Source organism: Parviterribacter kavangonensis (genome assembly GCF_056863335.1).
The window spans coordinates 751638-775108 of the sequence record NZ_JBXPJA010000002.1 but is presented as its reverse complement, the minus strand read 5'-3'; the positions used below and the strand labels follow the sequence as shown (position 1 = coordinate 775108).

Annotated in this window: 1 protein-coding gene (only partly in view); it reads right to left on the bottom strand. The window is 70.1% G+C overall.

All coding sequences use genetic code 11. The annotated features are described in order from the left end of the window. Positions 1 to 29: 29 nt before the first annotated feature. A protein-coding gene (locus AC1UE4_RS19275; RefSeq protein ID WP_482918932.1) for an FG-GAP-like repeat-containing protein crosses the window boundary here: on the bottom strand, positions 30 to 23471 show its 3' end. Its footprint extends 26748 nt past the window's final position; the window shows 23442 of its 50190 coding nt (coding positions 26749-50190); the start codon falls outside the window, past its right edge; the stop codon is at positions 30 to 32.

Here is a 23471-nt window from a genome sequence, read left to right as displayed (position 1 = left end):
CGGTTGGAGCGCCCGACTAGACGGATGTCCTAACGCTTCGTCTCGTGACGGTGCGCACGAGCGCGCTTGCCGTGAGCGTGGCGCTTCGTCTTCGCGTGGCGGCGGGCGCTGATCTTCTTGCGCGCCTTGACGCCGATGGAGATCGGCAGCAGCCGGACGCCGGGCGCGAGCTCCGCCTCCATGACGCCCTCGTCGCTGTGCTCGAGGCCGAGCACGTGGCCCAGCTCGTGGACGAGCACCGTGAGGAGGTCCACGTCGCCGGACTTCGGCGCCGACTTGCCCGTCCACCAGCCCCACCCGGCGGCGTTCGCGTCGAGGACGATCGTCGTCCCGGTCGTCTCGGCGAGCGCGCGGCCCCCGAGCTCGCCGATCTCGAGCCGCACGCCTGAGAACTGGCCGGGCGCGGCGCCGGCGGCGACCCACAGCGCGACGGCGCGGCGCAGCAGCGTCTTCGCGGCGTCGAGCGACAGCGTCGACGTCGTGCCGGGGCCCTCGCTCGTGGCGGTGAGGCTCTTGGCGTTGCCCGGCTTGTCGTCGTTGACGATCGTCACGGTCCCGGTCTTGCGGGCGATCGTCGCGCCCGTCGCGCCGGTGATCGAGACGGTGAAGGTCTCGTTCGACTCGTTCGTCGTGTCGCCGGTGATCGCGATGGTCAGGGTCGCGCTCGTCGCCCCCGCGGCGATGGTCACCGTCGCCGTCTTGGCCTGGTAGTCGCTGCCGGCCAGCGCGGTGCCGTTCGCCGTGGCGATCGTCACCGTCACCGGCGACGTCGAGGCGGCCGACAGGGTGATCGTCAGCGTGACGTTCGTGGTGCCGCTGTTGCCCTCGGTGATCGTGGCGTCGGCGATCGACACGGACGGCGTCGTGGGCGGAGGCGTCGTCGTCGCGTCGGCGATCGACACCGTCGCCGACGACGGCGACCCGGTGGTGTAGGCGCTGCTCGCACCGATCGCGAGGGTCACCGTCTCGGTGCCCTCCGTGGCCGTGTCGGCGACCGGCGTGATCGTGATGACCGCGCTGGCGGCGCCGTCGGCGAGCGTCAGCGTCAGGCGGTCGGCCGACAGCGTGCCGCCGGTGACCGAGACCGTGTAGTCGCCGCTCGTCGCCGTGCCGCCCCACTGCAGCGCGATCGCGACGGCGCCGGCCGAGGACGAGCGGCTCACGGTGAACTTGCCGGCCACCGGACCCGACTCGCTCGCGGACGGCGTCGTCGCCGCCACCGAGACGGACGGGACGGCCGCCGCGTCGTCGTTCTGGACCGTGACGAGCGCCGTGGTCGCGCCGAGCGTCAGCCCCGTGACGTCGGAGAGCACGATCGCGAACGTCTCGTCGTTCTCCCACGTGGCGTCGCCGTTGACCGTCACGAAGACCGTCGCGCTCGTGGCCCCGGCGGCGAAGGTCACCGTGCCGGAGCCGGCGATGAAGTCGCTCCCGGCCGTCGCAGTGCCGTTCGCCGTCGCCCAGCGAACCGTCTCGCCGCCCAGAGCCGGCTGCGAGAGCGTCAGCAGGATCGCGACCTGCTTCGTGCCGCTGTTGCCCTCGATCACGCCGGTGCTGTTGGCGGAGACCGCGGGCAGCGTCGTCGGCGACGACGGCGGGAACGACGGGTCGTTCGTCCGGATGCGGAAGCTGTCGAAGGACGTCGTGCCCGAGAGGCCGAGCGTGCCGAACGCGCCGTCGGCGAGCGCCGCGTTGAAGCCGAAGCTCACCGCGAAGATGCCGTTCACGCTGACCGAGACGCTCGCGCCCTTGAGCGTCAGCGCGAGGGTCACGTCCGCGCCGGCGGTCAGAGCCCGCGAGACGAGGGCGTCGATGACGAGGCCGCGGCTCGACATGTGGCCGATGACGACGCGCTGGCCGACGACGTCGATGGCCGCGAACTTCCACTCGCCGCGCTTCGGGTACGCGTCGAAGAAGATCCCGCCGGTGCCGGTCGTCCGGATCGTCGCCGAGAGCTCGACGTAGGCCGAGTAGTCCAGCGCGCGCCCGACGTTGCCCGCGCTCATCGACGGGGTCGTGCCGGCCGTCGTCGTGTACCGGCCGCCGGACGTCGTCCACGAGCCGGACGACGGCGCCGGGAAGAGCGGCGGCGGCGAGCTGTCGAAGTTCTCCGTGCGATCGAGCGTGATCTGCGGCGGCAGGACCTGGACCGCGATGTTGTCGAACTGGCCGCGCGCGTTGTTGGAGCCGACGCCGATCATGCCCTTGTTGAGCGCGGACACGACGCCGTTGACGATCTGCGTCGGGAACGTGTACGTGAAGGCCGTCGCCCCGTCGACCACCACGCTGACCGTGGTGCCGTTCACCGCGACGAGGACGTCGTACCAGGTGTCCGGCTTGACCTGGAGGGGCGACTGAGCGAGCACCTTCCACCCGGTCGCGTCGCGCTGGCCCATCACGAACTTGTTCAGCGACACGTCGATGCCGGCGAACTTGAAGTTGGTCGGGCTGAGGTAGTCGAAGATGACGTACGCGTTCGCGTTCCAGCCCGCGAGCGGCTTCTGCGTGCTGATCGACGCGCGGACCTCGTAGTAGATCGGGAGGTAGTCGTCGACGTAGAAGACGCTGACCGCGTCGCCGCCGAGGGCCGTCGCCGAGACGCTCAGCCGGCCGCCCGTCGGGGTGAACGTGCCGCTGTCGACGAAGAAGCCCTGCATCGTGGCGTCGTCGAAGCTCGCCGAGCGCAGCACGTCGCGGCGCCCGCCGGGGACGTTGCCGGGCTGCGGATCGCGCGGGCCCCCGGTCTGCTCCTGCCAGAGCGACGAGTCCTGCTGGGTGATGAGGCCGATCTCGCCGTTCGGCTCGCCGTTGCGGGCCGGGTCGCCGCCGGTGTCGCTCGCGCGGGTGCGATCGGCGCCCTGCGCCTTCGCCAGCACGTAGAGGAAGTCGTAGAGGCCCGGCGGCACCTGGCGGCTCACGGTCGCGATGCCGAACGGCGAGAACGGGACGATGTACGAGTTGAACTCGCCGACCCAGTCGATGAGCCGGTCGCCGCCCGTGTTGCCGATCAGGACGTCGAGGCCGGCGCCGCCGACGGCGCGGTCCTCGTAGTCCGGATGCGTGTCGGGCGTCTGGTTGGCCGGCGACGAGGTCAGGTCGTCGTCCGCCTGCAGGAGGTCGTTGCCCCAGCCGCCCCACAGCGTGTCGCGGCCGGTGCCGCCGACGAGCCAGTCGTTGCCGAGGTCGCCGAAGACGACGTCGTTGCCGTCGGAGTACACGGTCTTCGGCGTGCCGTCGACCGTCGCGGTCTGGGCCGGGCCCTCGTCGATCGCGTTCGTCAGGAAGAACCGGAGCGACCCGCCCGGGCCCTGCAGCCGGATCTCGGCCCGCGGGTCGAACTCGTCGTAGAGCGCGAACTCGCCGTTGGCGAACGCCAGCGCGTTGCCCGGGTTGTACGGGGACAGGAAGTCGCTGCGCCTCGCCGCGCTGCCCGCCATCAGCCAGCCCTGCGTGGCGGTCGAGTCCGCGCGCAGCGCCTCGGCGCCCGAGACCGCGTCGTCGCCGGCGCCGCCGTGCAGGAAGTCGTCGCCGAGGCCGCCGAAGATGATGTCGTCGGCGTAGGCCGGACGCCACAGCGGGTCCTGGATGGTGTTGAGCGGGTTGTAGAGCTGGACGTTGAACGGCGTCAGGTCGACCGTCTTGTTCAGCCGGCCCGCGAGGTTGATGTAGGCGACCTGGATCTCGCCCGGCGTCGTGATGCGCTCGTTCAGGACGTTGCCGTTGGCCGTGCGCGTGTCCGCGTCGCTCGTGAGCAGGCCGGCGATGCCGAACAGCGACTCGGCGGTCGTGCCGTTGCGGCTCGTCAGGATGCGGCCGTCGTCGCCGAGGACGCCGTCCTCGCCGGCGCCGCCGGAGATCCAGTCGTTGCCCCAGCCGCCGATCAGGTCGTCGTCCTCGCTGTCGCCGAAGAGGACGTCGTCGCCCTTGGCGCCGTAGATCGAGTCGACGCCGCTCTCGCCGTGGATCTCGTCGTTGCCGCCGCGGTCGGAGGTCAGGACGCCCGCGCCCTGCCGGTCCGGGCCGCCCGGCGTGTAGTCGAGCAGCTCGATCCCGCGCACGACGATGGCCCGCGCGGCGTACTGGTCGATCGTGAGCGCAACGAGGATCCCGTTGATCGTCGCGTTGATCGTCTGGTCGCCGTCCCAGTTGAAGCGCAGCGTCAGGCCGCCGAGGTCGCCGCCGTTGATGCCGACGATCCGGAAGATGTTCGCGTTGTCGCCGGCGATCGCGTCGGCGTCGCGCGTCGCGCGGTCGGCGTAGATCGTGTCGCCGGAGGCGACGAGGTAGTTCTGGCTGATCCGCGTGCCCGCGCCGCCGAAGATGCGATCGCCCGCGTCGGGCCGCTCGGTCGCCTGATCGAGGCTGTAGAGCCTCGACGAGCCGCCGATCAGGTCGTCCTGGCCGAGGCCGCCGAAGATCGTGTCGGAGCCGCCGCCGCCCTCGATGTAGTCGTCGCCGTCGAGCGCGTTCTCGACCGAGCCGACGACGGTCAGGACGGTGCCGCCGGCGCCGTCGTCGACGCGGACCGCCTTGACGGGCGCGCCCGCGAGCTTGCCGGCGATCGAGCCGTCGCCCTGGATGACGTCGTCGCCGAGCTGGCCGAAGATCGAGTCGTGGCCGGTGCCGCCGGCGAGGTAGTCGTCGCCGAAGCTGTCCGGGCCGGCGGTCGCGTCGGTGCCCGCCTGGATCTGGTCGGTGTGCCACAGCTCCACGATCCGGTACGAGACCCACAGCGGGATCGCGAGGCCGTTGCCGTCCGGATCGCGGTAGGCGCGCCACGTCGACTCCAGCAGCGTGTCGGCCGGGAGGTTCAGGCGGCCGCTCAGGTCGGTGCCGTCGAAGATGTACATCAGGCCGGTCAGCAGCGACTGGAACCGCGGATCGGTCAGGACGCGGTTGCCGTTCGCGTCGAAGCGGACCACGAGGCGCACCGCGTCGCCGAGGACGAGGTCGTCGTCGGCGCCGGCGTCGATCGTGTCGTCGAAGGCGCCGCCGATCGCGACGTCCTCGCCGGTGCCGGTGTTGATGACGTCGTCGCCGCCGGTGTTCAGCGCGGTGCTCTCGAGCACGGCGAAGGTCATCGGGACGTTCGTCGTCGGCGCGGTGTTGAACTGCGACGCGGAGATCCGCGCGTTGTCGCCGAAGACCGTGTCGCGGCCGGCGCCGGTCGTGATCGTGTCGCCCGTGGTGCCGGTCGTGACGGTGGTCGGCGCCTGCGCCGAGTGCGTCGTGATCTGGGCGTCCTCGATCGTCTCGCCGTCCTCGCCGCCGATGACGACGTCGTCGCCGCTGCCGGTGGTGATCGCGTCGCTGCCGCCGTCGTCGGTCGCGGTCGACCAGATGCGGTCGATGTCGGCCGGGTCGAGGTCGTCGCCCTCCAGCTTGCCGCCGGCGATGGTCGGGAACCGCTCCTGCGCCGTCCAGTCGACGTAGCCGTTGTCGCCGAGGACCACGTTCGTGCCGTCGCCGGCGTTGATCGTGTCGCCGTCGATGCCGCCGAGGACGACGTCGTCGCCGCCGTCGGTGGTGATGGCGTCGCCGCCGCCGATCTGCGGGTCGGTCGTCTCGACGATGCCCAGCGTGATCGGCAGCGAGCCGAAGCGCGACGTGTCCGCGACCGCCGAGGTGACCTTGCCGTTGTCGCCGAGGACGACGTTGCGCCCGCCGCCGGCGTTGACCTTGTCGCCCTTGAGCGTCGTGGCGACGACGGTCTGGACGACGTCGTTGCCCGTCCGGGTCTCGACGATCTTCTCGCCGTCCTCGCCCGCGATGACGATGTCGGTGCCGGCGCCGGTGGTGATGTCGTCGCTGCCACCCGTGTTCGGGTCGGTGCTCCAGATGCGGTCGATGTCGGCCGCGTTCTTGTCGACGACGGCCATGTCGACGAAGCCGTTGTCGCCGATGACGACGTTGTTGCCCTCGCCCACGTTGATCGTGTCGGCGTCGGCGCCGCCGACCGCGCGGTCGTCGCCGAGGCCGGTGTTGATCTTGTCGTCGCCGCCGATGAGCGTGTCGACGCTGATCATCAGCCCCATCGGGAGCGGTGTGCCGTAGGAGGTCTTGTCCCCCGGGCCGCCGTGGCCGACGACCGTCTTGGCGGCCGCCTCGAGCGTCGCCAGCGCGGCGCCGTCGATGCCCGGGCCGGCGATGACGGGGACGGTGGCCACGCCGTTGACGGTCTCGAAGAAGAGCACCCGGCCGCGGTCGCCGAAGATGAGGTCGCCGCCCTGGCCGCCCTCGAGGTCGTCGTCGTCCTGGCCGCCGAAGACGATCAGCGGAAGCGTCGAGCTGCCGCCGCGCACCTTGTCCTTGTCGGACGCCGTGACCTGCGGGCCGGTGAAGGTCGCGGTGCCGTCGCGCGTGATGAGGACCCGGACGAGCGCCTTGCCGATCGCGTTGATGGTGATGTCCTGGCCGGCCGGGACGACGGGCTGCGGCGTGAGCACGCCGTTGACCCAGACGGTGAGCACGTCGCCGGCCTGCAGCGCCGTGGTGAGGGTCAGCGTGATCGCGCCGTTGGCGCCGGCCGGCGTCTCGAGGACCTCGGCGAGGTAGCGGCGCGTCGAGATGCCCGTGGTCTGCCACGTCCCGCCGGTCAGGCGCGGGCTCTGCGTCAGGCCGACCTCGTCCAGCGTGGCGTTGCCGAAGAACTGGCCGGCGGTGAGCGCGGCGCCGCCGATGGTGACGCCGAGGACCTGGTCGGCCGGCAGCAGGTCGTCGCCGCCGAAGAGCGAGACGCCCGGCAGGACCTGCTCGTACGCGCCCTGCGTGTTGAGCACGAAGGTGTCGTCGAGCGTCGAGCTCAGCGCGACCTGGACCTCGTCGTCACCGAGGCCGGTGTTGAGGCTCGTGATCGTCTGGACGCCGGCGCGCTTGTGCGTTGCGTCGACGAGCAGCTTGTCGTTGCCGAAGCCGGTCCAGATCGTGACGCCGTCGGCCAGCGTGCCCGCGGCGTCGGTGCGGTACGTGATCGGCCGCGGCGCGAGGCCGACGATGTAGATGTCGGCGTTGGCCATCTCGCCGCCGGCGGTCGGGCGGCCGTCCTTGGCGATCGCCGTCGGCCGCGTGCGCGTGATGACCGCGTCGTCGCCGGCCGTCGACGCCTCGTCGCTGATGAGCAGCTGGTGGCGGCCGGTGCCGAAGTCGAGGTTCAGCGTGCCGAAGATGAAGTCGAGCGTGCCGGGCAGGTAGTCCGGCTTCTCGAGCAGGCCGACGTTCGCGAGCGACGACACGTACGCCCGCTCGTTGCCCTCGCCGAAGGCGATGTTCGTGTTGTAGGTCGCGCCGGTGCCCTGGATGTTGAGGACGTCGTCGCCGGGGCCCAGGCCGAGGTCGAGGACCTCGAGGCCGTAGTACGTGAGGCCGTTGACCCGCAGCTCGGTCGTCGCGTTGTAGGCCGGGTTGCGGTCGAAGGCGAAGACCGGCGGCGAGAGCTCGCCCTGCTGCTCGCCGCGGAGGCCGACGAGGAAGTCGTTGCCGACCTGCCAGACGAAGACGCTCTGCGAGCAGCGGCTCTGCTTCGGAGCGTTCAGGCCGCAGGAGAAGGCCGTCGTGCCCTGGACGGTGCCCGGGTAGATGAGCTGCTGCAGGACGCCGGCGAGGTAGGCGGCCGGGTCGGTCGCGCTGATCAGCGTCGCCACCGGGATGTCGATGAAGCCGATGCCGGCGATCGTGATCGTCAGCGTCTGCGCGTTCTGCATCCGCAGCGCGTAGAGGCGGTCCAGGCCGGCGCGGGAGACCATGTCGAGCCCGGTCAGCGTGGTCGGCGTCAGCGTCCCGAGGTTGCCCTCGAGGTCGAACGTGTCGTCGGCGACGACGCGGTCGAAGCCGGTGCCGCCGTCGACGGCGAGCGCGGCCCGGATCTGGTCGAGCGTGCCGGTGAAGGTCGTCGGGTCGGCCGGCGTGACCGGGACCTGCGTGCCGATGCGGACGAGGTCGTCGCCCTGCTCGCCGAACACCGCGGTGTGGCCGGCGATCGACCGCAGGCCGAGGACGTCGTTGCCGCGGCCGGCCCAGATGGCGGTCGTGCCGAGGTGCGTGCCGGGGACGCCGAAGAAGTCGTTGCCGTAGCCGAGGTGGATGTTCAGCGCCTCGATGCAGTCCTGCGACGAGGTCGTCGCGCAGCTGCCGTCGCGGGCGCCGTAGGTGATGCCGCCCTTCAGCGACCGGCCGCCGATGATCGTGTCCGGGCCCATCCCGAGGCCGCTGAGCCGCGACGGCGTCAGCAGGCCGACGTCGTTCGCCGGGCTGTCGGTGTTGAAGACGTTCAGCGTGTCGACCTGCTTGGTCTCGTCGACGTTGAACGTGCTCGTCGCCGGGATCAGCGGGTTGCCCGAGGACTCGCCGGGCAGCATGACCGGCAGGTAGTTCGTGAGATCGAGGTTGTAGGTGGCGTTCTGGTTCGTGCCGCCGCCGACATAGAGCGGGCCCTGGACGAGGTTCACGCGGTTCGCCCGGTCCGGGAACGCCTGGTAGTCGCCGCCGTCGACGAACGAGTCGTCCTTCGCCCGGACGTAGACCGTCTTCGTGGAGAGGTCGGTGAAGCTGAGCTCGAGATCGGCGGCCCACCCGTCGACGCCGTTGAGGCTGATCTCGAGCTGCACCTCGTTCTTCAGGCTCGTCTCGCCGACGGCCGCGTTGAACGTCTGCGTCGGCAGCGCCTTGATCTTCACCTTGACGGTCTCGCCCGCGCTCGGGGCCTGCGTCAGCCGCACGGTGTACGTGTCCGTCGCGCCGCCCTCGACGACCCGGGTCGCGCCGTCGCTCTCCGTGATGATCACGCCGCGCGTGTCGTCGTCGGCGACGTACGCCGCGACGCGGTCGATGAGCAGCCCGGGCACGCCCTGGACGGCGACGTCGACGCCGTTGGCCACGTCGCCGCTGGCCCACGGCGCGTCGACGGTGATCGTGTCGGCGGTGTTGGCGACGATCGTCCGGTAGAAGCGGTTCCCCGTCCCCGTCGCGAGCCGCAGCGTCGCACCGACGAGCGCGTTGACCGCCGGCGCCACGGAGCCTTCCTTCAGCGTGATCGTGACGGTCTTCCGGTCGCCGCTGACCTGCGTGATCGTCCCGTCGAGCTTCGCGACCGACGGCGAGCTGTAGCCGTAGATCTCGAACGTGCTGTCCGTGCCCGGCTTGACGTCCCAGTCGCCCTGGGTCACGACGAGGTTCACCGGCGCGCCGTTGAGCGTCGTCTGCGCGTTCGTCCAGATCGGGCGGATCTGCCCGGCGCCGGTGCCCGACGTGATGCGCACGTACATGCCGCGCAGGCCGCCGGTCGCGGTGCCGACGTCCGCGAGAGCCGCGTAGAACTCGTCCATGCGCGCCGTCGTGCCGGCGACGGTGCCCGTGTACGTGTCGGTGCTCGCGACGGTGTGATCGATGTAGCCGAAGTGGAAGCCCTCGATGTCGCTGTCGGGCTTGGCCGTGACGGTGATCGTCTTCTCGAACTCGCCGATGGCGAACGTGACGGTGCCGATGCCGTTCGCGACGTTCACGCCGCTGCCGCCGACGACGACCTGGCCGTCGGGCTTGATCGTCACCGTGACCGGCGCGAGCGGGGCCTTCATCAGGCGGACCGTGTACGTCGTCCCGACTGCGTCGCCCTCCATGACGCGCGTGCCGCCGGACTGCTCGGTGATCACGACGCCGACGGCGTCGTCGTCGAGGACGCGCGTGCCGGTGATCGGGATCTGGAGCCCGGCGTAGTTGCCGACGCCGCGGAGCATGTACAGGCTCGTGCCGTCCGGCGTGACGTCCCACGCCTTGTCGACCGTCAGCGAGCTGCCGGTCCCCGACAGCACCTTGCGCACCTGGCCGGAGCCGGTGCCGCCGGTGATGACCAGCTCGGTCCCCGGCAGCGTCAGGCCCGCGAACGGCGTGCCGGATGTCGTCAGCGTCGTCGCGGTGCCGCCCGTCGCGGTGCCGCTGACGCGCCCGATGACCATGCCGAGCAGCGATGCGACGCGGATGCCCTCGGAGGACAGGTCGAAGTCGGCCTTGACGAAGACGTTCTTGACCACCGTCATCGCCGCGCCCTTCGCGAACACGAGCGTCACCGAGCTCTGCCACGTCGTGCCGTCGAGCGACAGGAGCACCGACTTCGACCGGATCGCCTCGTCGGACGGCGAGGGCGGCGGGACCGTCAGCGTGATCTCGACGTCGGTGGTCGGCGGGAACGCGAGCGCGACGGTGTAGAGCTGCGACGAGCCGCCCTCGGAGACCGTCAGCGTGCCGACGAGCGGGGTCATGATCACGCCCGGCGCGTCGCTGTCGACGATCTCGGCGCCGATGCCGTCGACCGGCACCGGGACCCACAGGATGTTCGAGGCCTCGACGTTGCTCGTGACCGTGTGGCCGAGCAGCCCGCTGTGGCCGAGCAGGTCGTTCGCCTGGACGGCGGGCGCGTCGGTGCCGACGTTGACCGTGTCGCTGCCGAGGCCGCCGAAGATGCTCGTCTCGACGTTCGGGTTCGTCGACAGCACGTAGAAGGTGTCGTCGCCCTCCATGCCCTCGATGACGAGGTTCTCGACGTTGAGGTACGAGATGAAGCGGCCGGCGCCGTACACGCCGTTCGACGTGATGACGAACGTGTCGCGCTCCTCGGTGCCGACCACGACGACCGTGTCGTAGCCGTCGCCGCCGTCGATCGAGACCGGCGCGTTCGCCACGTAGGTGATGAAGTCGCGGCCGCCGCCGGAGTCGACCGTCGTCGACTTGTCCTTGTTGATGAACGTCCGGATGATGAACGTGTCGTCGCCGGCCTCGCCGAACAGCTGCAGCGGGCCCTTGTTCCGGAAGATCTGGAAGGTGTCGTCGCCGGTGCCGCCGTTGATGATCGCGCCGACCGACACGCCCGGTGTGAGCAGGCCGCGCGTCGTGTTCTCGAAGTCGGTGGCCGGGAAGTCGGCGTTGGCGACGTAGTTGGTGTAGAGCTGGCCGACCTGGAAGAAGTCGTTGCCCGACCCGCCGTTGACGACGAGCGAGGCGGACGCGTCGTCCAGGTAGAAGCCGTCGTTGCCGTCGAGGCCGTTGACCACGACGCCGCCGTTGATGCCGGTCGAGTAGGTGACCTTCTCGGCGAGCGTGTAGCGGTTGAACTGGTCCTTCGTGTTCAGCAGCGCGATGAGCCCGGTGCGGAACAGGAAGTCGTCGTTGTCGGCCGAGCCGTAGACGAAGAGCCGGTTCGTGCCGCCGTCGTAGACGGTGTCGAGCGCGGCGATCGTCGTGTTGCCCTTGCCGAAGAGCGTGACGACGGTCGTGTCGGAGTTCGCGCCGCCGTCGAGCGTCAGCGTCTGGGTGACGACCTCGTTGTACGGCCGCGGCAGCGCCGCGAGCGCGTTGACGACGAGCCAGTCGTCGCCGGCCTGGCCGTTGATCCGGGTCTCGCTGCCGGTCGTCTCGACGAAGATGCGGTCGGCGCCCGGACCGGCGTTGACGGTCGTCTTGCGGCCGGAGATGCCGTCGCCGAGCGTGCCGTCGACGTTGAGCACGTCGTTGCCGGAGCCGAGGTTGAGCTCCATCTCCTCGAAGCCCGTGTAGTCGAGGCGGCCGTCGGTCATCGTGCCGACGGTCTTGACCAGCGACTGGCCGGGCGCCGCGACGAGCGGGAAGAGCGCCGACTCGGCGAACGTGAACCCGGCGAGCGCGCGGCCGGCGGCGCCGGCGAGCGCGCCGCGGTAGGCGACGACCCAGCGGGTGCCGGCCTTCGTGACCGCGACGTTGCCGGCGCCGATCGACGTCAGCGCCTCGAGCGCGGACTGGACCTTGGCGGCGCTCGCGTCGAAGTCGAGCTCGGTCGTCTCCTCGCTGCCGACGACGAGCTTGAACCGGCCGTCGACCGCGTTGGCGACCGTGATGACCTGGACGAGGCTCGGCATCGCCGGGACGTCGGCGACGAGCGTCGTCACGCTGCTGCCGGTCAGCTGCGACCCGTCGATCGTGATCGGCGCGAGGAGGCGGCCGGCGTCGCCCGCCAGCGCGTTGCGGTAGGTGGCGGTCCAGCGGCCGCCGGTCTTCGTGACGGTGACGTTGCCGGCGCCGAGGATCGTCTCGAGCGCGCTCTGGACGGCCGCCGCCGTCGCGTTGTACGCGATCGCCGCGGTCGTGCCCTTGCCCGTGACGCCGAGCTTGAACGTGCCGCCGGTCGCGTTCTCGAAGCTGATCTCCTGGACGCGCGGCACGCTCGACGCGGTGCCGTTGAGCACCATGCCCAGGCCGGCGAGGAACTCCGGCGTCAGCACGCCGATGTTGTCGCTGGTCGTCGCGGTGTCGTCGAAGTAGATCTTGTCCTCGCCGGCGCCGCCGATGATCTCGAGCGCGGCGGTGATGCCGAGCAGGTTGCCCGGCGACGCGACGGCGTTGCCGGCGGTGCTGCCGACCTTGACCACGTCGTCGCCGGCGCCGGCGTCGATCCGCGTCGGCGCGGAGATCGACTGGACGTAGATCGTGTCGCCGGTGTCGTTGTTGCCGGTGATCTCGGTCGTTCCGGTGTGCGTGCTCTTGATGAGGAACGTGTCGTCGCCGGTGCCGAGCGCGATCGTCAGCGACGAGAACGCGAGGTAGTCGATGACGCCGCTGTTGGGGGCGCCGCCGACGAGCCGCATGTCGAGGCCGCTGATCGTGGTCGAGGTCAGCTCGCCGACGTTGTCGGACGTGTCGGCGCCGTCGTCGACGGAGAGCCCGTTGATGCCGCTGCCGCCGGTCACCTGGAGGCGGGCGAGGATCGCGTCGACGGTGCCGCCGGTGTTGGTGAACGTGGTGCCGGAGCCCTGGGCGTTGCTGCCGACCGCGATGTCGTCGTCGCCGGTGCCCGCGAGGACGCGGAGGTCGACGTCGATCGCCTTCACCGCGACGCGGTCGTCACCCTCGAACGTGGAGACGGTGACGCGCTCGAGGCCGCGGTGGTCGACGACGATCGTGTTCGCGTACGACGCCGGGGCGACCGTGATGACGCCGCGCGCGGGCGAGGTCGCCGTGCCGATCGTGACCAGCTCGCCGACGCTCGTGCCGTTGACGTACAGCTCGTCCTTCGCGCCCGCCGCGCCGGTGTCGTTGACGTGGACGCGCGCGCCAGAGGCGCCCTCGGCGTTGACGACGACGAGGTCGCGCGCGCCGGCGCCGTCGATCGTGACGTCGCCGTCCCACGGCCGGACCGGGACGTCGTTGCCGCCGACGCTGATGAGGCCGTCGCGGTCGCCGATGACGATCGTGTTCGCGGCCGCGCCGCCCGTCAGCTCGGCCAGCTCGAAGATGCCGCCGGTCAGCTCGAGGGTGGAGCTGCCGGTCCACACGCCGGCCATGTGCAGCAGCGTCGACTCGTCGAGGCCGAGCGTCGCGAACACCGCGTCGAGCTGCGCGTCGGTCGGGATCCCGACCGAGCCGGCGATGAACGCGTTGTCGAACAGGCCCATGTCGAGGTCGAACGTCTCGACGAGCTTGTCCGACGCGCCGCCGGCGTCGATGAACGTGTCGAGCCCGAAGCCGCCGGTGTACGTGTCGTTGCCGAGGCCGCCGTTGAGGACGTCGTTCCACTTCGTGCCGATGAGCGTGTCGTTGTCGTCGTCGCCGACCAGCGTCACCGCGATGAGGTCGGCGTTGCCCGCGTTGAGGCCGGAGGCGTCGAGCAGGTCGTTCCCGTTGCCGGCGTCGATGGTGAGCTTGTCGCCCTCGCCGCGCACGCTCGACTTGAGCAGGACGTCGTAGAGCGTCGTGCCGTTCGTCAGGTCGCGGTTGACGGTGATGACGCCGCCCGTCTGGCTCATCGTGAACTTGTCCGCGACGGCGTCGCCGCCGTAGATCGTCACCGAGTCGCCGCTGACGTCGGGCGAGACGACCTCGTTCGGGACCTCGCGCGTGTAGGTGTTCGGCGCGGTGCCCTTCGTCTCGCTGCGCGTGCCGTTGATGACGACGCGCTTGCCGAGGTCGAGCGTCAGCTCGGTCAGTCCGCTGTCCCGGATGTCGCGGATGACGAACGTGTCGGCACCGGCGCGGGCGTCGATCGACAGCTTCTCGATGCCCAGCAGGTCGCGGTCCTTGTTGTTGAGCTTCATCCGCAGCGACGAGGCGCTCAGCTTGCTGAGGTCGATCGTGTCCGCGGTGTCGCCGAGCGTGATCTCGAGGCGGTCGGTCTCGGTGCCGCCGTCGATGACCAGGTCGTCGAGGGTCGTGATGAGGACCTGGATGAGGTCGTCGCCGCCCTCGCCCTTGAAGGTCTTGCCGGGCCCGACGAGCGCGTCGTTGCCGGCCCCGCCCTCGAGGACGTCGCTGGTCGTCCCGCCGAAGATCTGGTCGGCGCCGTCGCCGCCCTTCATCGTCGCGGTGCCCGTGCCCGTGTGGATGAGGACGTCGTTGCCGTCGTTGCCCTCCATGAGGACGTTCGCCGCCCCGCTCGTCTCGAGCAGGTCGTCGTTGTTGCCGCCCTTGAGGACCGACGCGTTGTTGCTGCCGCCGTAGACGATGACGTCGTTGCCGTCCTCGCCGTCGATGTCGACGGCGACCTTGACGGAGTCGGCGATCTTGACGATGTCGTTGCCGCCGCCGAACCGGCCGATCACCTTCGTGACGTTCGGGTAGATCTGCGTGCGGCCGAACGCGACGAGCTTGATCGTGCCCTTGGTCGCGTCGCCGTCGATCTGCTCGATGAGGATCTCCTCGTCGGTGATCTCCTCCGCGATGTCGCGGTTGCTCGTGCGGCCGCCGAAGTTGAGCCACAGGTCCCCGCCGCTCTCCGGCCAGGTCTGCGGCGAGCCCTGCTGGCCGCCCAGGTAGATCGGCGGCGGGCCGAGCTCGATGTAGCCGATCGTGAACGTCGCGGTCTTCGAGACGGTGCCGAGGATCAGGTCGATCTCGACGGTCACGGAGAGCTCGACCTTCACCTTCCCGCCGGAGCCCTCGAGCTTCGCCGAGAAGCTGACGCCGAGCCCGCCGAAGCTGATGCCGAACAGCCGCGCGGACACGCGCGCGCTGCCGGAGATCTCGATGACGTAGTACGGGTTGGCGTTGACGATCGAGACCTGGTTGCGGAACCGGATCGAGAACTCGCCGACGATGCCGAACGACCGCGTGCCGAGGACGATCTCGCCCTTGAGCTGGAAGTCGAAGTTGCCGCGCGAGTCGAGGTAGAGCGAGCCGCTCAGCGACGCGATGCCGAAGAAGTCGAAGCTCGCGGTCGCCAGGAACGACCAGCCGCCGTTCTTGACCTCGACGCGCAGGCCGGCCTCGAACGAGATGACCTTGAGGATCGTGACCTTGCCGTGCAGGTCGAGCAGGAACGTCTTCGGGCTGATTCCCAGCTCGGTGCGGTTCATCGTGTTGAGCTGGAGCGTGCCGCTGGCGTCGATCTCGAAGACCGTGGCGTCGGCGGTCGCGTGGATGTTCAGCAGGAGCGCGAAGCCGGGGTTCGCCCCGCCGCGGACGACGGCGCCGCCGTCGGCGCGGAAGCTGAGGCCGCCGAGGGTGAAGCCGACGCCGAACGTCAGCTCGAAGCCCTCGGGGCCGAGCTTGATCTCGACGAAGCCGCTCGCGCTGGCGAAGCCGAGGAACTCGACCGAGCCGTCGATGCGGATCGTCAGGCCGCGGGCGACCGTGCTCGTCCCGAGCGTCTGCGTGCGCGAGGTCGTGTTGATGGCGACCAGCGCCGACACCGAGAACTTCAGGCCGATCTTCGAGCCGAACTCCGCGCCGAGGCTGACCTGGATGCGGGCGACGAGGCCTTCCTTCGTGATGCGGAAGCCGCTGTCGGTGAGCGTGATGCCGCCGATCGGCTCGAGTGCGAGCTTGCCGTTGACGATCAGCTCGATCCCCGGATCCGCACCGGCCAGCTCCACGCGGAAGTCGACGCGGCCCTGGATGACGAGCGTGTCGAGCACCACGAGCTCGCCCGACATGGTCAGGCGGAAGCCGGCGTGGACGCCCAGCGTCTGCGTCGTCACGACGAGGCCGCCGGCGGCGTTGCGCTCGAAGCCCGCGAAGTTGCCCTGCGCGTCGCGCTTGATCTTGAAGGTCTGGATCGTCGCGTCGGACGCCGAGGTGTTCAGCTCGAGCAGGAACTCGCCGTTGAACTTCACCCCCGGGATGCCGTTGGCGGTCAGCGCCAGGAAGATGCGGCCGGCGACCGACGGGTTCGGCCCGAGCGTGATCTCGAGGTTCAGCGTGCCGCCGAAGGCGCCCAGCGGCTGCAGCTGCATGCCGACCAGGCCGGTCACGGCGAGGCGCAGCCCCGCGGACCCGGCGGCCGCCTGGATCTGGATGAAGCCGTCGAGGACGAGCGGCCCGATCTGGATCGTGGCCTGGATCGTCGCCGAGGCGTAGACCTCGCCCCCCGGAGGCGCGTTCGGGCGCTTGGCGCCGTCGAGGCCCGGCGCGGCCGCGTAGATCGTGATCGAGGTCGGGTCGCCCGGCTTGAGCAGCGGCAGGAACGCGTCCGGGATCTTGAACGTCTGGTCCTGGAGCGTCGTGTTGAACATCACCGAGACGCTGCCGCTGACCTTGAACAGGCTCCCGACGCCCGGCAGGCCGAGACCCGCGGACGCGCCGACCTTGACGTAGCCCGCCACGCCCGGGTTGCGGCCGGCCTCGAGGCCGGTCGAGACCACGATCAGCCCGGTCGCCTCGCCGTAGGTCAGCTGGGCGTCGCCGACGCCGAAGGAGATCTCCGCGGTGGCGTAGATCTGGACCTTCGCCGGGTCGATCGAGATGTAGTAGCCGCCCTGGAGCCGGACGAGGTCGGTGCTGGTGCCGGGCGGGCGGACGCGCAGCTGGCCGACGACCTCGAGCGCGAAGGACAGCGGCCGCAGGGTGAACGTGCGCGTGACGTCCGAGCCGTTCGGGCCGAGCCCCTTGAGCACCAGCGTCTCGGTCTTCGTCGCCGTCGTCGTGTTGATCTGCAGCGTGCCCTTGGCGAACAGGTAGATCCCGTACTGCTCGAGGGCCGAGAAGTTCGTCTCGAGCGTCGCGACGCCCCAGAACTGCGGGGCCGCGCTGAAGCCGCCGCCCATGTCGAGCACGAAGCGGCCGGACGTCGCGCCGACGGTGCCGAGCTTGATGATCTTCAGCTGGCCGCTGAAGGTCAGCGTGAAGACCTTGCGGTTCGTGTCGATCTCGAGCAGGACCTCGGCCTTGAGCTCGAGCAGCGGCTCGCTCGTCAGGCCGGCGGCCTCGAGGATGATCCCGCCGGACAGCTCGATGAAGAACGACTGCGCCTGCGCGATCGTCTTGAACGAGCTCGTCGAGGCGGTGCCGAGGTTGCCGTCGCTGTCGGCCCACTTGCCGGCCACGAACGTCGCGGTGATCGTGCCGGTCGAGACCTTGCCGGTGAAGAAGTAGCGCCAGGTCGTCGCGTCGACCTTGGTCGCGCTCGAGAACACCAGGCTCTCGGACCCTGCGCCGGAGAGCGTGAAGTCGTCGCTGCCGATCGTCGACTCGTTGACCGTCGCGCCCTGCGTCGGGGAGAACACGACGTCGAGCCACAGCCCCGCGACGTTCGGGGTGCCGGCGGTCGCCGTCATGGTCGTGTCGGGCCCGACCGTGGCGCCGGCGATGTCCTTGAACGAGCCGGCGACGACCGACGCGGTCAGGGTGCCGGTGCCCTTGTAGCCGGTGAAGAAGTACCGGAACACCGTGCCGCTGATCTGCAGCGGCTTGGCGTCGACGACGATCGTGTCGCCGGCGCTGCTCGAGATCGTGACCTCGGCGTCGCCATCGAAGAGCGTCTTGGTGTCGACGGTCGTGCCGGCGAACGTCACGTCGACGTAGCCGCGGCCGTTCAGGTCGCCCGCGTTGATGACCTGGCCGGCGATCGGATCGTCGAGCGCGGCGGTCGCGGCGACGACGGTGAGCTCCTCGACCTCGACCTGGTTCGGGATCCCTGCCGTGTCGCCGAAGCTGCCCGCGACGAAGGTGACGGTGTACTTGCCGAGCGCGAGCGGCGCGCCGAGCGTGTAGCGGTAGGTGTCGGTCTGGCCGACGCGGACGGGCGCGCCGGTGAACGGAACGAGCGTGCCGGCGGCGTTGCGGAGCTCGAGCTCGCCGCCGTTGATGGAGCCGTGGTCGACGGCGTTGCCGCTGCTCGGGCGGAACGTGACCTCGAGGTAGCCGAGGCTCGTGATCCGGTCGAGGCCGATCGCCCCGCCGCCCAGCGCGACGATCTTCTCGCCGGCGGTCGCGGTCGCGGGGATCGTCCGCACCAGGTCCGCCGTCGCGCCCGCGACGAGGAAGGTGCGGCTGAAGCCGAGGTTGGAGATCGGGCTGGCCGGCGGTCCGGTCGACGGCGGCTTGGACTGCCACGTGGCCGCGGCGAAGCGGACCTCGACGGCGCCCGGCGCGAAGTCGCCGTCGAGCATGTACCGCCACGTGTCCGAGCTCACCCGGATGACCGGGATGTTGCCCGTCGCGCTGAAGCCGCCGGCGCCGATGCCGAAGAGGTCGAGCTCGTCGCCGCCGATGGTCGCCGGGTCGAGGTCCCAGCCGGTGACCGGCGAGAACTTCACGTCGAGGAAGGTGCGGTTGTTGACGGAGTCGCCGACCTGCGACGCCAGCCAGCTGGTCGTGTCGGACGTCACCGTCGTCGCGCCCTGGGTGCCGCCCGTCGTCGTGCCGGTGAAGCCGATGCCGACCGTCAGGTTGCCGGTCTTGTCGAGCAGCGGGGTGAACGTGACGCTCATCGCCGTCGGCGCCGGGTTGAACGTGACGAGGATCGGCACGTCGTACTGCGTCGTGTTCGGCACGCGCACGAGGTCGCGCGTCTCGTCGATGGTGACGATCCAGCCGTTGCCGACGTAGAGCTGGACGCCCGCGCGGTTCGTGTCCTGGTCCTCGAACTCGGTCCCCGGATCCGTGATGGTGATGTGGTCGAGCGTGAAGCCGCTGGTCGGCTCGGTCGGCGGGAACGTGACGCGGATGGTCGTCGGCAGGCTCTGCGACAGGATCAGCGTCTGGCGGATCGCGGCGTTCGTGTTCGGGTTCTCGAACGCGTCGGAGGCGGCGCCGTTGTCGGTGGACGAGCCCGTCCCCCACTTGCCGTCGTTGAACTTGTACTGGAGCACCAGCGTCGCGGTCGTCGGCGTGCCGCTCGGGGTGATCGTCAGCTTGTAGCGGAAGACGCCGGCCTGGAGCTTGGTCGGCGCGACCGCGGCGAGCGCGACCTGCCAGCCGAAGCGCGTCACCGACGTGCCGAAGGTGAGCGTCCCGTTCGGGTCGTTCGGGTCGACGATCGCGATCTGGATCTCCGAGTCCGCCGCCGACCCCGGGACGTCGGTGACGGACGCGTCGTTGACGTTGGCGGCGTCGGGGAAGACGACCGTCAGGAAGTTCTCGCCGGTGCTGAGGTCGAGCGTCTGCGAGCCGAGCGTGAACGTCTGCTCGAGGTTCCACGACCAGCTGTCCGCCAGGTAGGTCAGAGAGACCGCGCCGCCGTCCGGGTTCCAGCGGCCCGTCAGCCAGAAGCGGAACTTCTTCGACCCGGTCGGCAGGCCCGTCGGGTCCAGCTCGACCGGCGCGCGCGAGTCGTCGACGCGGATCGTGCCGACGCCCGGCCCGTTGAGGATGAACTCCGGCGTCAGGTCGAGGACGGAGCCGGCGTCGATGCCGAGCGCGATCGTCTGGCCCGGGATCGTCGGGACGAGGAACTGGACGTCGATCCAGTTGCGGTCGTTGAGGACGTTGACGTCGATCGTGCCCCCGTTCGTCGGGTCGACGATCTGGGCGGTCGGGCCGTTGACCCTGAAGGTGAGCGAGATGCCGGCGGCGTTCTTGGCGCCCGGCACCGGTCCGGCGTCGGTCGTCACGTCGAGGTTCTTGAACGCCTCCGCGTCGAAGCTGACGGTGACGTCGCCGGGCTGGAAGGCGGCGCCCGCCTGCAGGACGTAGCGGAAGCGGTTCGAGCCGGTCTTGCGCATCGCCGCCGCCAGCAGCTGCGTGTCGTTCATCTCGCCGTTGAGGTCGTCGGAGGTGAGGACGACGTCGGTGCCGCGCATGACCTGCTTCTTCGCGCCCACGGTGACGACGGTCAGCTCGACCGCCTGCAGCAGGCCGTCGCTGGTGGCGACCATCACGATCGGGACGACCTTCTGGATCGTCGCGCCGGTGATGCCGGTGCCGCTGACGTGGACCTTGCTCGCGTTGCTCAGGATCCACGCGTGGTCGAGCGTCGCGCCCGCGGGCGGCGTGTAGACGACGTCGATGTAGCGCTGGGTGCCGTGCAGGCTGTTGTTCGCCGCGTTGACGTCGATGACGCCGGCGGACGACGGGCCCGCCACGGCCGGGGTCGGCGGGCTGGAGCCGCCCGCGGAGCTCGAGCCCGGCAGGACCACGTCGAACGTGACCTCCTGGTTGCTCGAGTTCCGGAAGCCCATCTTGAGCTTGCCGTAGACGGTCAGGATCCGGACCTGGTCGGGCACGTCGGCCAGGAACAGCACGGTGACGTTGCCGCTCGAGACCTTCGAGAGGTCGGCGTAGAGCTTGCCGCTCAGCGAGATGTTGTCGCCCGCGAAGTTGAGCTTGCCGACGATCAGGAACTTGCCGTCGGTCGAGATCTTCACGATCACCTGGCCGTTGAAGACCTGCTGCGACGTGTAGATCGAGTAGATCTTCGCCGAGCCCGTGATCGTCATCGGCGCGGTGAACGCGGCGAGGAAGCCGTTCATCGACGGGTTCTCCGCGATCCGGCGCGCCTGCAGGGCGACCTGCTGCTGCAGCCCGGTCAGCCACTGGTCGGCGGTGAGGTTCGTCGGCAGCCCGAACTCCGGGTTGCGCAGCGCGAACGGATCCTCGATCGACGGCAGCGTCTTGAAGAACTCGACGCCCGCGGCGAAGTTGTTGATCGTCAGGCCGGTGTTCGGCTCGAGCAGGATGCCGCCGGGCACCTCGACGCTGATGAACGCCTGCAGCGGGCCGAGCTCGCTGAGGCCGACGCGGATGGTGAACCCGGCCATGCCGGCGAGCGAGAAGCCGCCCTCGATGCCGATGTAGAAGACCCGCTTCGCGACCGGCGTGTTCGTGTCGAAGACGGGGATGATGTTGTAGTTCGCGTCCAGCTTGAGGATGCCGCCGAGCAGGCCGGCGTCGATCTGGCCGCCGAACATGTTGCCCTTGACGCGGACGGCGATCGCGTCGATCCCGATGATCGGGAACTTGCCCTGGGCCAGCAGCGACGGCTGGATCTTGATGCCCTGGATCGAGCCGGAGATCTCGAGGCCGGGAACGCCCGCGATCGACGTGACGCTGGCCGACAGCGTCAGGACGAAGTCGCCGGGCTTGTTCTCGATGTCGTCCCACTGGATCCCGATCGCGTCGATGCGGACGGGCAGGAACGACGGCCACTGGAAGCTGTCGCCCGTCGCCGAGCCGACGCTGAGGAAGACGCCGAAGCCCTGCTTCGTCTTGAACGACCCGTCGCCCATGAAGGCGAAGTTCCGCGCCTCGCCGGCGATCTCGAGGCCGCCGATCTTCACCTTCGCGCCGATCGCCTGGAAGGAGATGAGCTCCTGGGTGGCGCTGGCGCCGGTGTTGAGCTGGACCTGGCGCGCGGTCAGCGTGACGAAGCTGCCGAGCGTGATCTGCAGCGTGTCGATCTCGAACTGGAAGCTCTGGAACTTGCCGTCGGGACCGAACGTGATCTGCAGCCGGATCGCCTCGGTGTCCTGCTGGCCCAGCGAGTCGACGTCGTCCGCGGTCTGGCGGTCGCTGATCGTCGCCGAGATCGGGCGGCCGGGCAGGAACTTCACGCCGCCGGACGCGACGTAGATCGAGCCGGTGAACTTGACGTCGCTGCCGATCGTCACGTTCAGGTTGTTGACGCCGATGCGGATGTCGTCGAACTCGAGGATGTCGCCGAAGCGGATCTTCGGATCGGCCGTCGCGGCGGTCAGCGCGTTGCCGGGCGTCTGCGGGGCGGCGAGGCCGTACGCGAGCTCGGCGGTGCCGATCTGGAAGCCGTTGCCGCGGATGATCAGGCCGGGGATGACGCCCTGCTGGGTCTGACCCTCCGGCAGGTCCACGTTCTGGCCGGACGCCGTGTTGAACGGCCGGATCTTGCCGGTGATGTTGAACGACGGCATGACGATCGTCGCGCTGTTGATGCGGACGATCTCCTGGTTGACTGGCCCCTTCGGGTCGTAGGTGACCGCGATGCCGTCGGCCTTCAGCTGCATGACGCCCGGGATCTCCGCCTCGAGCGCGGCGATGCGCAGGCCGAACTTGCCGGGGACGTTGACCCGGAAGTTGCCGCTCAGCAGGCCGAAGGCGTCGACCTGGATGTCGAAGGTGCCGAGGACGCCGAGCAGGTCGACCTTCACCCCGCTGGTCGACTGCGCGGTCGGCGGCGGCGGGCCGCCGGCCGGCTGCGGCGTCTGGCCGAAGGCGAGGCTCGCCCGGTCGACGCCGATGGCGATCGTCAGCACGAGCATGCCGTCGGCGAAGCCGATGTCGGCGATGCCGATGCTCGGGCCCTGGAGCGTGAGCGGGCCGATGCTGATCGGCTTCTCGGTCGGGACCGCGCCCGGCGCCGAGGCCGACAGCGTGAACGTCTGCGACAGCCCGACGACGTTCTTCGTCGCCGGCGTCGTGCCGTTGCTCGTCGCCGTCGCGTCGGCCGACGTCGCGAAGAAGGAGTTGTTCGCGCCGACCGTGTCGTCGCGGACGAACTCGACCTTGACGTCGCCCGCCACGAACAGGTCGATCTGGTTCGTGGTCGTCTTGTCCTTGAGGAAGTACCGGTACGTGACCGACGTCGCGTCGGCCTTCGTGCCGGTGATGGGGATCGGCGTGCCGAGCACGTTGAGGATGCCCGCGCTGGTGACGTCGAGGTCGGCGACGCCGGAGCCCGTGACCCGCAGCTTGAGGTTGTTCGTGATCGAGCTCTTGAGGATCGGCTTGCCGTCGTTGCTCGTGAACGTGACGTCGATGTAGCGGCGCGCGTTGAGGTCGAGCGCGGTGATCGCCGTGCCGGCGCCCGGGTTCGCGAGCACCGCGATCGGCGGCGGCGCGGCCGTCGGCGAGGCGACGAGGAAGAACGTCTCGGTCTCGGCGATGTTCGGGACGCCGGTGCCGCCGGGGCCGCTCTGGTCCGAGAACCCGTTCGACTTGAAGATCACGGTGACGACGCCGTCGGTCGGGAACGAGCCCGTGAACTGGTAGCGCCAGGTGTTGAGCTTGCCCTGGACCGCCGTCGGCGTGCCGTTGACCGTGATCGCGGCCAGGTCGCCGTTGACGCGGACCTCGAACTCCTGGTCGGGGTCGATGATCGTCGAGGTCTTGATGCCGGCGCCGCTGCGGTCGTTGAACTGGACGTCGATGTAGTGCTGGACGTTGAAGTCCTGGCGGACGATCTTGCCGCCGTTCAGCGGGCTCGCGAGGTCGGCCGTCGGCGGCAGGCCCGGCGCCGGCAGCGTGCTGCCCGGCGTGACGGGGGTCGGCGCCGGCGCGGCGATGCCGACGTCGCCGAGGACCTTGAAGCCGGAGACCTTGAACGACTG